The organism is Lysobacter fragariae, assembly GCF_054779775.1.
Genome location: NZ_BAAGXP010000003.1, coordinates 14753 through 28809 on the forward strand (window position 1 = coordinate 14753; position 14057 = coordinate 28809).

12 protein-coding genes are annotated in these 14057 nt (G+C 68.4%); 9 read left to right on the forward strand and 3 right to left on the reverse strand.

All coding sequences use genetic code 11. The features are described from left to right. Window positions 1-142 precede the first annotated feature (142 nt). The 6 genes from bioB to ACYVD7_RS04985 all read left to right on the forward strand — a co-directional run bounded on the left by bioB (window position 143) and on the right by ACYVD7_RS04985 (window position 6119). Window positions 143-1198: a biotin synthase BioB gene (bioB, locus tag ACYVD7_RS04960; protein ID WP_460759863.1), complete on the forward strand. Its 1056-nt coding sequence runs from the start codon at window positions 143-145 to the stop codon at window positions 1196-1198. A 1-nt stretch (window position 1199) separates the two neighbouring features. Beyond that, window positions 1200-2423: an 8-amino-7-oxononanoate synthase gene (gene bioF / locus ACYVD7_RS04965; protein ID WP_460759865.1), complete on the forward strand. Its 1224-nt coding sequence runs from the start codon at window positions 1200-1202 to the stop codon at window positions 2421-2423. 8 nt (window positions 2424-2431) lie between these two features. Next, window positions 2432-3196, forward strand: coding sequence for a pimeloyl-ACP methyl ester esterase BioH (gene bioH, locus ACYVD7_RS04970; protein WP_460759868.1), 765 nt, complete (start codon window positions 2432-2434; stop codon window positions 3194-3196). Window positions 3197-3414: 218 nt separating this feature from the next. Beyond that, window positions 3415-4365, forward strand: coding sequence for a malonyl-ACP O-methyltransferase BioC (gene bioC / locus ACYVD7_RS04975; protein WP_460759871.1), 951 nt, complete (start codon window positions 3415-3417; stop codon window positions 4363-4365). A 165-nt stretch (window positions 4366-4530) separates the two neighbouring features. Beyond that, window positions 4531-5550, forward strand: a complete 1020-nt coding sequence (locus ACYVD7_RS04980; RefSeq protein ID WP_460759873.1) for a multidrug resistance efflux transporter family protein — start codon at window positions 4531-4533, stop codon at window positions 5548-5550. A 47-nt stretch (window positions 5551-5597) separates the two neighbouring features. Further along, window positions 5598-6119 carry a GNAT family N-acetyltransferase gene (locus ACYVD7_RS04985; RefSeq protein ID WP_460759876.1) on the forward strand — a complete coding sequence of 174 codons (522 nt, stop codon included), beginning with the start codon at window positions 5598-5600 and terminating at the stop codon, window positions 6117-6119. A 63-nt stretch (window positions 6120-6182) separates the two neighbouring features. On the opposite strand, the gene ACYVD7_RS04990 is transcribed toward ACYVD7_RS04985, so the two are convergent. Together ACYVD7_RS04990 and ACYVD7_RS04995 are read right to left on the reverse strand one after the other, a co-directional pair. Then, a complete protein-coding gene (locus ACYVD7_RS04990; protein ID WP_460759878.1) occupies window positions 6183-7664 on the reverse strand; it encodes an ArnT family glycosyltransferase in 1482 nt (493 codons plus the stop codon). Between the two features lie 52 nt (window positions 7665-7716). Beyond that, complete coding sequence (locus ACYVD7_RS04995; RefSeq protein ID WP_460759881.1) at window positions 7717-8718, reverse strand: pyridoxal-phosphate dependent enzyme; 1002 nt, start codon at window positions 8716-8718, stop codon at window positions 7717-7719. A gap of 152 nt (window positions 8719-8870) precedes the next feature. On the opposite strand from ACYVD7_RS04995, the gene ACYVD7_RS05000 reads away from it, so the two are divergent. After that, window positions 8871-9521: a hypothetical protein gene (locus tag ACYVD7_RS05000; RefSeq protein WP_460759884.1), complete on the forward strand. Its 651-nt coding sequence runs from the start codon at window positions 8871-8873 to the stop codon at window positions 9519-9521. Window positions 9522-10125: 604 nt separating this feature from the next. Next, window positions 10126-12015, forward strand: coding sequence for a tRNA uridine-5-carboxymethylaminomethyl(34) synthesis enzyme MnmG (mnmG, locus tag ACYVD7_RS05005; RefSeq protein ID WP_460759886.1), 1890 nt, complete (start codon window positions 10126-10128; stop codon window positions 12013-12015). 109 nt (window positions 12016-12124) lie between these two features. Here the strand turns inward: mnmG and ACYVD7_RS05010 are convergent, their stop codons facing one another. Beyond that, entirely contained in the window at window positions 12125-12289 is a 165-nt protein-coding gene (locus ACYVD7_RS05010; protein ID WP_460759889.1) for a hypothetical protein, read from the reverse strand. Between the two features lie 91 nt (window positions 12290-12380). Between ACYVD7_RS05010 and ACYVD7_RS05015 the strand changes: the two genes are divergently transcribed. Then, window positions 12381-13664, forward strand: coding sequence for a sialidase family protein (locus ACYVD7_RS05015; RefSeq protein ID WP_460759892.1), 1284 nt, complete (start codon window positions 12381-12383; stop codon window positions 13662-13664). Window positions 13665-14057: the final 393 nt, after the last annotated feature.

A 14057-nucleotide genomic window follows, 5' to 3' on the forward strand; every position in this document is an offset into this window, starting at 1 on the left:
AGGCGATGCGCCGGCAGGCGCCGTACCGATGGCCGACAGGCCCGTAAACCAGAATCGTCAATGTCCGGTTGACAGTGCCGAAGGGGCTTCCCAGACTTCCGGGGCTCACTGACGAGTTTTCACCGCCGTGCCCGGAATCCCCATGCCTGCCGCCAGCCACTCCCCCGCGCCCGTCCGCCACGACTGGTCCCGCGCCGAAGTCCGCGCCCTGTTCGACCTGCCGTTCCCGGAACTGCTGCACCGTGCCGGCACCGTGCATCGCGAACACTTCGACCCGCGCGAGGTCCAGGTCAGCACGCTGCTGTCGATCAAGACCGGCGGCTGTCCCGAAGACTGCGGCTACTGCCCGCAGGCCGCGCGTTACCACACCGGTGTCGACGCGACGAAGCTGATGTCGACCGAAGCCGTGGTGGAGAAGGCGAAGCAGGCCAAGGCCGCCGGCGCGTCGCGCTTCTGCATGGGCGCGGCGTGGCGCTCGCCGAAGGACCGAGACATCCCCAAGGTCGCCGCGATGATCCAGGAGGTGAAGTCGCTCGGCCTGGAAACCTGCGCCACCTTGGGCATGCTCTCGGGCGATCAGGCCCGCGCGCTCAAGGACGCCGGCCTGGACTACTACAACCACAACCTGGACACCGCGCCGGAGTTCTACGGCGAGGTCATCCACACCCGCGAGATGCAGGACCGGCTGGACACCCTCAGCCACGTGCGCGACGTCGGCATGAAGACCTGCTGCGGCGGCATCGTCGGCATGGGCGAGCAGCGCGACCAGCGCGCCGGCCTGCTGCAGACCCTGGCCAACCTGCCAGCGCATCCGGACTCGGTGCCGATCAATCGCCTGGTGCAGGTTGAAGGCACGCCGCTGGCGGGCACCGCGCAGCTGGACCCGTTCGAGTTCGTGCGCACGATTGCCGTCGCCCGGATACTGATGCCGCGCTCGATGGTCCGCCTCTCCGCCGGCCGCGAATCGATGTCGGACGAACTGCAGGCGCTGTGCTTCCTTGCTGGCGCCAACTCCATCTTCTACGGTGAGAAATTGCTGACGACCGGCAACCCCGACACCGAGCGCGATATGGCATTGTTCGACCGTCTGGGCCTGGTGCCCATGCCGGTCGTTCAACAGGGGGAGACCGTGCACGCCGACATCCTGGAAACCACCGACGCCGCGTCCGTGTGCGACGTCGCCCGCGCGGTGGCCTGACATGCCGCGCGAATCCTGGCGTGAACGCCTCCAGGCCGCGCAGGCCGAGCGCGTCGCCAAGTCGCGCGTGCGCACCCTGCGGCCGGTCGTCCATCGCGACGGCGCGCGCGTGGAAGTCCTCGATGAGAAGGGCGCGCACCGCAAGCTGCTGAACTTCTGCGGCAACGATTACCTCGGTTTGTCGCAGCACTTCGCCGTGATCAACGCGTTGCAGGATGCCGCTTCACGCGAAGGCGCCGGCGGTCTCGCCTCGCATCTGGTCTGCGGCCACCACCAGATGCACGAAGCGCTGGAGAAGGAACTGGCCGACTGGCTCGGCGCGCCGCGCGCGCTGCTGTTCGGCAGCGGTTTCATGGCCAACCTTGCCGTCGTGCAGTCGCTGCTGGGCGACGACGACGTCTGCGTGCAGGACCGCCTCAACCACGCCAGCCTGATCGATGCCGCGCGCCTGTCCGGTTGCAAGCTGCGCCGCTACCCGCATGGCGACTCCGCGGGTGCGCTGCGCCTGCTGCGCGAAGCCGCCGACGGCGTGGCGATGCTCGCGACCGACGGCGTGTTCAGCATGGACGGCGATGTGGCGCCGCTGCGCGAACTCGCCCTCGTCGCACGCATGCAGAAGGCGCTGATGTACGTGGACGACGCGCACGGCGTCGGCGTGGTCGGCCCCGGCGGTCGCGGCAGCGTCGCCGAAGCGCAGCTGGGTATCGACCTGGTGCCGCTGCAGCTGGTCACGCTCGGCAAGGCGCTGGGCGGTTACGGCGCTGCCGTCGTCGGCGACGCGGACATCATCGATCACCTCGCGCAGACCGCACGCTCCTACATCTACACCACCGCGTTGCCGCCGGCGCAGGCCGCCGCGACGCTCGCCGCGGTCAAGCTCGCGCGCACCGAGGAATGGCGTCGCGGCAAGCTGTTCGACCTGATCGCGCATTTCCGCGAACGTGCGCAGCAGGCCGGGCTGGTGCTGCAGCCGTCCGAGACGCCGATCCAGCCGGTGATGTGCGGCGACGAGAAGCGCGCGTTGTCGATGTCGGCCACGCTCGAACAGCGCGGCTACTGGGTCACCGCGATCCGTCCGCCGACGGTGCCCGAAGGCCGCGCGCGCCTGCGCGTGACGTTGTCGGCGCTGCATTCCGACGCAGACGTCAACGGCCTGGTGGATGCGCTCGGCCGCGCCCGCGACAAGGCCGAAGCCGAAGCGCGCGTCGCCGAATTCCTGCGCTGAGGCGGGCCATGCATATCGAAACGCGCGGGCAGGGTCCCGCGCTGGCGCTCATCCATGGCTGGGCGATGCACGGCGGCCTGTTCGCGCCGCTGGTGGATCGACTGGCCGATCGCTACACGCTGCACCTGGTCGATTTGCCGGGCCACGGTCACGCGCGCGAAGACGAGACGCCGCTCGTGCCCGACGCGCTGGCGACGGAACTAGTGGCGCGCGTGCCCGATGCGGTGTGGCTGGGCTGGTCGCTCGGCGGGCAGTTCGCGTTGCGGGCGGCGCTTGACCACCCGCATGCGGTGCGCGGGCTGGTGATGGTGGCGTCGTCGCCGCGCTTTGTGGTCGGTGAGGACTGGACGCATGGTGTTGGCCCGCAGCTGTTCCGCGATTTCGGCGACGCGCTGGCGAAGGATTTCCGCGGCACGCTGGATGGATTCCTTGCGCTGGAAGCGCTGGGTTCCGCGCACGCGCAGGAAGAGCTGCGCAGCCTGCGGGCGCAGGCCTTCGAACGTGGCGAACCGGCGCCGCGTGCGCTGCTGGAGGGATTGCGTCTGCTCGATGCGTTCGACGCGCGCGACGAACTACCGATGCTGCGCGTTCCCAGCCTGTGGTTGTCGGGTCGTCGCGATCGCCTGGTGCCCGCGGGTGCGATGCCAGCCGCCGCCGCGCTGACGCCTGGCGCACGCAGCGTGGTGATCGCCAACGCGGGTCACGCGCCGTTCCTAGGCGCGCCGGACGAAGTGGCGGGCGAGATCGCGGCGTTCATGGATGGGTTGGGATAAGTGACATGAGGTCATTCCTGCTTGCTCCGCTTCGCTGTTAAGCCGATGGAATGGCGCAGAAAGAAACAGTTAACTGAAGAGCTCGGTTTTTTGCTCGTCATTCCCGCCCTTGCTTTCCTGACGTCGCTGGATCCCCGACCTTCGCGGGGATGACGGCAACCATCCAGGCCCTCCTTAACCAGCACCAGCAACTGATAGCAACAGGCAGACGACCACCTATGCCTCCACTTTTCGATCACCGCCAGGTCCGCCGCGCCTTCTCCCGCGCCGCGCACCACTACGACGACGCCGCTGCGTTGCAGCGCGAAGTCGCCGCGCGCCTGCTCGAATCGCTGGACTACTTCGACGAGCGCGCACAACGCGAAGCCGGCAACGGCAAGCCGCGTGCGCCGGAGGTCGTGCTCGACGTCGGGTGCGGGCCGGGTCATGCGACCGTGGCGATGCAGCAGCGCTGGCCCAAGGCGCAGGTGATCGCGCTCGACCTCGCCCTGCCGATGGCGCGCGAGGCCGGTGCCAACGCGAAGCAGCTGCGGTCGTCCGCATCGCTGATTCCAAATCCGTTCGCGCGTACGCCGCGCCCGCAACCGCTGTGCGCGGATGCACGCGCGCTGCCGCTGGCCGACGGCGTCGTCGACGTGCTGTTCTCCAACCTGTGCCTGCAGTGGGTCGAGGATCTGCCGGCGGTGTTCGCCGGATTCCGTCGCGTGCTCAAGCCCGGCGGACTGATGGTGCTGTCGACCTTCGGCCCCGACACCCTGTGGGAACTGCGCGACGCCTTCACTCACGCCGACAGCGCGCCGCACGTCAGCCCGTTCGCCTCGATCGCGCAGTTCGGCGACGCGCTGATCGCTTCCGGGTTCAAGGATCCGGTGCTGGATCGCGATGAATTCGTGCTCGGCCACGACACGCTTGCCGACCTGATGCGCGAGCTGCGTACGCTCGGTGCGACCAATGCGTTGGATACCCGTCGGCGCAGCCTCACCGGTCGCGCCCGCTTCGCCCGCGCCGCGCAGGCCTATGAACCCGCGCGTCGCGACGGCCGGTTGCCGGCGACGTGGGAAGTCATCACCGCGCAGGCCTGGGGTCCACCACCGGGGACGCCGATCCGTGTCGGTGGCGTCGATGAAGTGCGGGTGCCGGCGGCAAGGATTCCGATCCGGCGACGTTGAGTGCCGGCGCGCGCTCAGTAACATCCGGCCATACAGGCCGGTTGGGAAAGCGGGCGGAGCAGCTTCGGTCGTTCAATTTCCAGTGGCCGCGGGCGCGGCCCCAATGTCCTCGGGCTTGAAAGACCATCGTGGCCAGCACAGCGCCCGCCGCGTAGATTGCAGCGCATGAATCCCCAGCTTCGCCAACGCACGCTGCTTGCCGTCGCCATCGCGCTGGCGTCGGCGTTGTTCTTCACCTGCACCTACGTGCTCAATCGCGCCGCGGCCAACGGCGGCGGCGACTGGGCGTGGACCGCGTGCCTGCGCTACCTCATCACGTTGCCGATCATGCTGCTGGTGATGCCATGGCAAGGCGGCATGGCGCCGGTGTGGCGGGCGATCCGCGCGCATCCGGGGCCGTGGTTGCTGTGGAGCGGGGTTGGCTTCGTGCTGTTTTACCTGCTGCTGAGTTTCGCCGCGGCGAGCGGGCCCTCGTGGCTGGTGGCGGGCACCTTCCAGCTCACCGTGATCGCGGGCATGTTGTGCGCGCCGTTTCTTTATCGCCGCGGTGATGCGCGCGGCCGGATTCCGTTGCCTGCGTTGCTTGCCGGGATTGTCGTGGTGGCAGGCGTGCTGCTGATGCAGTTCGGCCACGGGGGCGGTCGACTGGATCGTGATGGGTGGATCGCACTGGTGGCGGTGGCGATCAGCGCCTTCGCCTATCCACTCGGCAATCGTGGCCTGCTGCTGCATCTGGAGCATGCCAGTAAGGAGCATGCCGGCACCGAACTCAATGCGACCCAGCGCGTGTTCGGCATGACCCTGGCGAGCCAGCCGTTGTGGTGGGCGGTCGCCGCGTTTGCCTTCGCGAAGACGGGCGCGCCGCCGGCCGGGCAGGTGATGTTTGCCGCAGGCGTGGCGCTGGGCGCGGGCGTGATCGCCACCGTGCTGTTCTTCCAGGCCACCGGCATGGTCCGAAACGATCCCACCGGGCTGGCCGCCGCCGAAGCGATGCAAGCCGCGGAAATCCTCTTTGCCACGCTGATTGGCGTGCTGTGGCTGGGTGAAGCCTGGCCGCAAGGGCGTGCGTTGTGGGGTGCGCTGGTCGTGATCGTCGGCATCGTCGCCTTCAGCGTCGTCGCTGCACGTGCCGCGGCGGGTGATCGCCATGCGACGCAGGAATTGCGCAGCGATAGGGGCGGCTAGTGCCGGTTGACAGTGGTGGGGTCGATCGTGAGGATTTCCCGCAGCGCATGATTGAACTGAGACGACTTTGCCCGGACGACGAGGATGCCTTCCTTGAGGCACGGTCCGCGGTGCCTGCGGACAATCCAACGTTCCTGCGGGACTACCGTCGGGGCATGACATTCCCGCGTTTTCTTCGCCTCCTGGATGATCATCGCGTCGGGCGCGGGTTGCCGCCGGATGTGGTCCCTTCTTCGTTTCTGTTCGCGTTCGGCCAGAGGCGCATCGTCGGGCGTGCCTCCATTCGCCACGCACTCACTCCCCAACTCGAGCGAGTGGCAGGACATGTGGGTTACGCAGTTCTCCCGGAGTTCCGGAACCGCGGCTACGCGACGCAGATACTTGGAGAGGCAGTCCGCTTCGCACATGCTGAGCTCGGCCTGGATCGCGTGCTGGTGACGTGCGACGACGACAACATCGCTTCCATGCGCGTGATCGAGAAGAATGGCGGCGTCTTTGAGGACACCTATCACGACGACACGTTACGCCGCCCAAAACGTCGCTACTGGGTTGCGGCAACCGGTACGTAGCCTCGCGATTCTTTCAAGCCGAAGCCGCTTCGCGGCTCGGCTTGGGTGCCGGTGGTCGCGCAGCTAGCGCTTCACTACCTCGAAGATCACCCGGCGCTGGTACGGCGCGCCCAACGGTTCCGCGCGATAGCCTCGTGCAGCCAGCTCGTCGCGCAGCTGCGGCCACAGGCCCTGCTTGCAGATCCATACCTGGCCGGGTTCGCCCCTGGCCAGTTCCTGCGCGAGACTTTCGTCGTATTCGGGATCGAAGCGTGGGCCGCGCAACGGTGCCAGCGAGATCTTCTCCACCTGCGCATCCAGGTGCAGGTGCAATCCGTAACGCGCCATGTCCTGGACGAACAGCACTTCGGTGACCGTGTGGTGGGCGCGCGAGCGGATCGTGTCGGCCCAGGCCGAGGCATCCTTGTGCGTCGGCCATTTCGCCGCGGCCACCTGCAGTACCAGCAGCAGCGCGGCCCACGCCGCGAGCCAGCGCCAACGTGGCGGTGATCGGCCTTCCTGCCACCGTTGCCGCGCGATGATCACGGCCAGGGGCAGGAACGATGGCAGCAGATACAGCGGCATGCGCGATCGCGCCAGGCAGAACACCATCAGCGGCACCAGCAGCCAGAGCGCGAGGAGCACGCCAGCGGCGTCCGCGTCGCGTCGCGTGCGATCACGCCAGTCGCGCAACCGTCGTGGCAGCGCGCGCGCCCAGCGCCACAGCGCCGGCGTCCATGGCAGCGTACCCACCAGCAGCGTCGGCGCGTAGACCTTGAGCCAGCCGTACCACTCGCCGTTGCGGCCGAAGTCGTTGGTGGTGACGCGATTCACCACCTCGTCGCCGATGTAATAGCGCAACAGGCCCGGATGGTTGGCGATCACCGCGACGTACCACGGCAACGCCAGCAGCACGAACACGACGATGCCCGACAGCTGCAGCACGCGCCCATGCCGCTGCGGCATCAACGCATTGAAACCGAGTACCACCAGCAGGTAGAGCAGTGCCGGCGGCCCCTTTGTGAGGAACCCCAGTGCGAACGCGGCCCACATCAACGTGATCCATATCAATATGATCCAGCGCTTGCGTCCTATCGGCCCGAAGCGGGATTCCACGAACGCCCACATCGCCGCGCCCACGCACGCCGACAGCAGGTAGTCGGTGGTGATCATGTGCGAGGCGCCGAAGGTGACCAGCATCGTCGCGTACGCCACCGCGGCCGGCATGCGTGCGGCCGGCACCAATCGGCCAGCCACGCGCCACGCAAGCCAGGTGCAAAGCAGGAACGACAGCGCCGACGGCAGCCGCGCCGCCCACGGGTTGTGCCCGAACACCGCGATGCTGGACGCGATCACCCAGTAGGTCAGCGGCGGCTTGGTCCAGTGCGCGACTTCATCACTGCGATGCGGGTTGAGCCAGTCGCCGCTGTCGAGCATGTTCAGCGCGACATTCGTGTAGCGGCCTTCGTCCGGATCCCAGATGCCGCGCGCCCCGAGCAGGCCGAAGGCGAGGACGATTGCCAGCAGGGTCGTCCATGCAGCAGGGGTGCGCAGCCATTGACGCATGCAGTGGGAGTGATCGCGCGGAGATGATCCAACCAGCGTAGCCGGCGCGATGCTACGCCCCGGTTACGGCTGCGCTGCCGTCCGCGAACAGCACTGCCAGCGCGTCGAGGTCGACGTTGCCACCCGACACCACCACCCCCACGCGCTGTCCGGCGAAGCGTTCGCGATCGCTGAGGACCACCGCCAGCGCGACCGCGGAAGAAGGTTCGATCAGCTGCTTGGTCCGCTGCCAGAACAGCCGCATCGCGCGCACGGTGGCCGCATCGTCCGCGAGCAGCACCTGCACGTCGTGCTCGCGCAGCAAGGCGAAGTTGGGCGCGCCGAGCAGGCCACGCAGGCCGTCGCAGATCGTATCGGGGGTCAATGCAGTGACGCGCTCGCTATGCTGCAGCGACAGGTGGGCGTCGGCGGCGCCGGTGGGCTCGGCACCATACACACGGGTCGACGGCGACGTGGCGTGGGTGGCGATGGCCGTTCCGCCGAGCAGGCCGCCGCCGCCGACCGGCGTGATGACCGCATCGAAATGGCCACCGGCCTGGCTCAGCAGTTCCAGCGCAGCCGTGCCCTGGCCGGCGATCACGCGCGCGTCGGCGTAGGGATGCACCAGTTCCGCGCCGGTGTCGCGCTGCACCTGCGCGCATTTCTCCTCGCGCGCGGGAATCGAAGCGGCGCAGCGATGCAGCGTCGCGCCGTAGGCTTCGATGGCCACCACCTTGCTCGCCACCGCGCCTTCCGGCACGACCACGTGGCAGGCGATCCCGCGCGTGCGTGCCGCCAGCGCCAGCGCGGCACCGTGGTTGCCGGAGGAGTGGGTGACCACGCCGTGCGCGGCCTGTTCCGGCGTCAGCGACCACACCGCGTTGCAGGCGCCGCGGAACTTGAACGCGCCCGCGCGCTGCAGGTGTTCGGCCTTGAAGTGCAGTTCGCAGCCGGCCAGTGCGTCCAGCGTGCGCGAGCGTAGGACCGGCGTGTGGTGGGCGTGCGGTGCGATGCGGGCGGCGGCGGCCAGGACGGCGGCGAAATCGGGCAGGTGTGCGGAAGCGGGTTCGGTCATCACCAGATGCTAGCGCGATGGCCGACGCGGGACGCGCGGGATCCATGCACTGGCCCCAGTCGGAACTCCGGCCCGGCACGCTTCATCGGAAGAATTAAGCGCGAGTTCAATCCCATGGACCGAAGCTGCATCACTGACTTGGGGGTTCCGCCATGATCCGCAAACTGCTCGTTCCGGCACTGGCCGCAGGCCTGCTGGCCGGCTGCGTCACCGACTACGCCTATCGCGAAGACGGTGGCGGCTACTACTACGGTCAACCCGGCGTGGAATACCGCTATCAGGACTACGGCTACTACCCCGGCTACTACTACCCGTATGGCTACGGCAGCTACTACGGCAATCCGTACTCCGGCTATTACGGCTATCCCTACTACGGCTATCCGTATTCCTACGGCTACCCCTACTGGCGCCACCACAGGCCGCGTCCGCCGCAGGGGAACCCGCCGCCGGACCAGACCGGCGGCCAACCGCGACCGGACGACAACCGCAACGACTCCCCCCGTCCGCCGCCGTGGCGCGATTTCAATCGGGGGCGGGTGGCGCAACCGGATCCGGCCACGATGGTGGCGCCGGGCCCAATGGAACGTCCGTCCAGGGAGCCCATGTCCCGGCCGATGCCGCGACCGATGGTGCGCCCGGACGAGCGCGCGGCCGACGCCCGATCCATGCCGCGTTTTGAGCCACGCCCCGAGCAGCGCCGCGACGACCGCCGCGACGAGCCGCGCATGCACGCGCCGCCGCCGATGCCGCGTGCGCAACCGCGCCGCGGGAGTGGTGAATCCGGACGGGAAAGCGAGCCCTGATCGAATGCCATCGCAGGCTGGCACTTCGGTCACATTTCAATCGCATCAAGGGCTTGCACCTCGAAGGAAGTGACGGCAAGCTGCAACCACTGACCGGTTGCGTCGCATTTCGACGTTGGCAGGCCAGCTGAGGGTTGCAAGCGCCGATGTCGGCGTCCCGCTGGGAATCACGGATCCCCCCTGTTCCGTCCCCGCTGGGCGCCGGCTCCTTCACCCGGCCGACTCCCTCGCAGCGCGGACACGCGCGCCCCTCGACCGACATTTCCAGTCGATTCCATTCGAAAGCGTATGGAATTTCGACCCGGTCGCGTGACCGGTTTCACAGTCCCGGAGGCGGGGCAAAAAAAGGGGCCGAACGTCCCCCGACATTCGACCCCTGGCTTCCCCTGCGAGCGCTTGGCCAGCCCCTGTTCCAAATCTAGCCGGCGTCTCGCGCCTGCCCCGCTGGGTGCAGGAGTAATGTCGCAGAAACCGTGCCAAGTTTTCACGCCGTCTTCACGGGCATTCACGGCGCGGGCGCGCGACCTAAAATGGGCAGTTGCCCCGTGCGGTGAGGGCGTTCACGTCGTGCCCGATTCCAACGAGAGTCTTCCAACGAGAGTCCATGAGCCAGTCGTTCTACAACCATGACGTGATCGTCGTCGGCGGCGGCCATGCAGGCACCGAGGCCGCGCTCGCCGCCGCACGTGCCGGCGCGCGCACGCTGCTGCTCACGCATTCGGTGGAAACTGTCGGCGCGATGAGCTGCAACCCGGCGATCGGCGGCATCGGCAAGGGTCACCTGGTCAAGGAGATCGACGCGCTCGGCGGCATCATGGCGCGCGCCGCCGACGCCGCCGGCATCCAGTGGCGCCGGCTCAACGCGAGCAAGGGCCCGGCGGTGCGCGCAACGCGCTGCCAGGCGGACCGCGCGCTGTACCGCGCCTTCATCCGTAGTGCGGTCGAGAGCCAGCCGAACCTGACCGTGTTCCAGTCCGCCGTCGACGACATCGTCTTCGATAACGGCAAGGTCACCGGCGTCATCACCCAGACCGGCCTGACGTTCACGGCGCCGGCCGTCGTGCTCACCGCCGGCACCTTCCTCGCCGGCAAGGTCCACGTCGGCCAGACCACCTACGCGGCCGGCCGTGCCGGTGATCCGCCCGCGGTCGCGCTTGCACAGCGCCTGCGCGAAGGCCCGTTCGTCGTCGATCGCCTCAAGACCGGCACGCCGCCGCGCATCGACGGCCGCTCGCTCGACTACACGGTGATGGAAGAGCAGCCCGGCGACGATCCGCGTCCGGTGATGTCGTTCCTCGGCACGCCGGCCGACCATCCGCGCCAGGTGTCGTGCTGGATCACCCACACCAGCGAGCGTACCCACGAGATCATCCGCGGCGCGCTCGACCGCTCGCCGCTCTACACCGGCCAGATCGAAGGCATCGGTCCGCGCTACTGCCCGTCGATCGAGGACAAGGTGGTGCGCTTCGCCGAGAAGGCGAGCCACCAGATCTTCGTCGAACCCGAAGGCCTCGACGTCGCCGAGATCTATCCCAACGGCATCTCGACCTCGCTGCCGTTCGACGTGCAGCTCGAGCTGGTGCGTTCGATCCGCGGCTTCGAGCAGGCGCACATCACCCGCGCCGGCTATGCGATCGAATACGACTTCTTCGACCCACGCGGTTTGAAGACCACGCTGGAGACGAAGGCGATCGACGGCCTGTTCTTCGCCGGCCAGATCAACGGCACCACCGGCTACGAGGAGGCCGCCGCGCAGGGCCTGCTCGCCGGCGTCAATGCAGCGCGCTACACGCAGCAGCGCGAAGGCTGGAGCCCGCGTCGCGACGAGGCCTACATCGGCGTGCTGGTCGACGACCTGATCACCCACGGCACGACCGAGCCGTACCGGATGTTCACCTCGCGCGCCGAATACCGGCTGCAGCTGCGCGAAGACAACGCCGACCTGCGCCTGACGCCGGTGGGACGCGAGCTCGGGCTGGTGGACGACACGCGCTGGTCGGCCTTCGACCGCAAGCGCGAGGCGATCGAACGCGAGAACACGCGACTCGCCGGCGTGTGGGCGGCGCCGAACAATGCACTCGGCCGCGAGATCAACGTGGCACTTGGCATCGAGATCACCCGCGAGACCAGCGCGCGCGACCTGCTCAAGCGACCGGAGCTCGACTACGCGAAGCTGATGCAGGTCGCATCGCTCGGCCCCGCGGTGGAAGACGCCACCGTGGCGGAGCAGGTCGAGATCGGCGTGAAGTATTCGGGTTACCTCGATCGCCAGCGCGAGGAGATCGAACGCCAGCAGCGCCATGAAAGCACCGCGATCCCGGGCGACTTCGACTACGCCGCCGTGCGTGGGCTGTCGGCCGAAGCCACGCAGAAACTGCAGCGCGTGCTGCCGCAGACCGTGGGCCAGGCGCAGCGCATTCCCGGGATGACGCCGGCGGCGATTTCGCTGTTGCTGGTGCACCTCGCCCGTTCCGGGCGTAGCCGCGTCGCGTAGGGAAGCTCTGAACAACTCTCACCCTGGCATCCCGAGCGCAGCGAGGGATCTGCTTTTCCCAGGCAAACCAACAGATCCCTCGCTACGCTCGGGATGACATTTGAATTGTTCAGACCTTCTCTGGGGAGTCGCGCACTGCAGTGTGTCGCGATGTGGTGATTGAAATGTGCGGCGCCGCGGAGGTCTTGTAGATGCGATGAGGGTTGCTGCCTCGCGCCTTCGTCACGTACTCGCCGCGCAGCAGGGCAAGCGCGCGGCCACGACTCGCGCTCACGCAACGCAATGCAGCGCGCAAGCAGCATCGCCGTCGCCGAAGCGTATCCGGGTTCCGCCTCGACCCCAGCGGGGCGCGCTAACCTGTCGTCATGAATTCGACCCTGAAGCCTGCACTGCTCGCCGCCTGCCTGCTCACTGCCTGCAATCGCGAGGCCGCCACGCCAGCCACCGCATCGGTCACCGCGTCGCACACGCTGGCAGTCACGCCGTGGTCGTTGCCGGTGGACGTCGCGGCTGCGCAACCCGACCTCGTCGTCGCGCCCGACGGTCGCCTGCTGCTGTCCTGGGTGGAGCCTCGCAACGACGGCCACGCGATGCGGTTCGCCGCCTACGACGCCGCGCACTGGAGCGCGCCCCGGGTGATCGCACGCGGCACGGACTGGTTCGTGAACTGGGCGGACACGCCGCACCTGCTGGCGACGATGGACGGCGCGCTGTGGGCGCACTGGCTGCGCAAGTCGGCCGTCGCCAGTTATGCCTATGACGTGGCCCTGGTGCGGTCAGGTGACGGCGGCGCCACCTGGTCGGCGCCGACGCGGGTCAACGACGACGGCACGCCGACGGAGCACGGTTTTGTCTCGCTGTGGCCGGCATCGCCGGATTCGCTCGGCATGACCTGGCTGGATGGACGCGAGACCGCATCGACTGCCGAGGAATCGGCCGGGCACGCGCACGGCGGCCACGAACCCGATGCAGGCGAGGGCGCGATGAGCCTGCGCAGCGTCGTGTTCGACATGCAGTTGCAGCGTCGCGACGAAGCGCGCCTGGACCCGATGACGTGCGACTGCTGCCAGACCGACGTCGCGCTGACGGCGCGCGGCCCGCTGCTGGTCTACCGCGACCGCACGCCGGAGGAAATCCGCGACATCCACGCCACGCGCCTGCAACCCGGCGGCTGGACCGCCGCGCGCGTCGTGCATGCCGATGGCTGGAAGATGCCCGCCTGCCCGGTCAACGGGCCTTCGGTCGCTGCCCGCGGCAACGATGCGGTGGTCGGCTGGTACACGGCGGCGGCTGGCGTGCCGACGCTGAAGCTCGCCCGGTCGGCGGACGCGGGGGACAGCTTCGGCCCGGCGGTCACCCAGGACAGCGGCGAGGCGGTGCAGGGGCGCGTCGATGTCGCCCTGGACGCGGCCTCGGTATGGGTCGCCTGGCTGCGCGAGGACGCCGGCGGCCAATCGCTGCAATTGTCCCGCCGCTCCCCGGACCTGTCGCGCGAGCTGGCCCGGATCGAGGTAGCCAGGTTGCAGGGGCGCGGCCGCGGCACCGGGTTCCCGCAACTGGCGGCCCGCAATGGCCGGGCCTACCTGGTCTGGACCGACCTCGTCGCCGGCAAGGCGCGGTTGCAGGGCGCCACGGTGGAGATGCGCTGAAGCGGGCCGGATATCCCCCCGGAAAAGGCGGCGATGCGATCCATCCGCGCCCGCCCAGCCGCACTCCCGGACTCGTGGAATCAGCCGCGAAACCACGCGTTATTACGCTACGGCTAACAGCCCAGCGGTCGTCTCAGCCGGACTGACGGCGCAATTCCCATGTTGCAGCGCACTAGAAAATCTTGGCGCCTGACTTTGCCCAATGAGCTATCTGAACGGGAGCAGAACCCAGCGTCAATGCGGTCTGCAGCCAATTTTCATCTATCCACAGGGGGCCCCCGGAACCCCCGCCTGAAATCGATTTCAGTCGCAATCGTTGACGCTGCGCACGGTCGCACCTAGCGTCGCTGCGCCGCGGGGCTTCCGCCTTGCCCCGTGGTTCCGAGCTGGTTC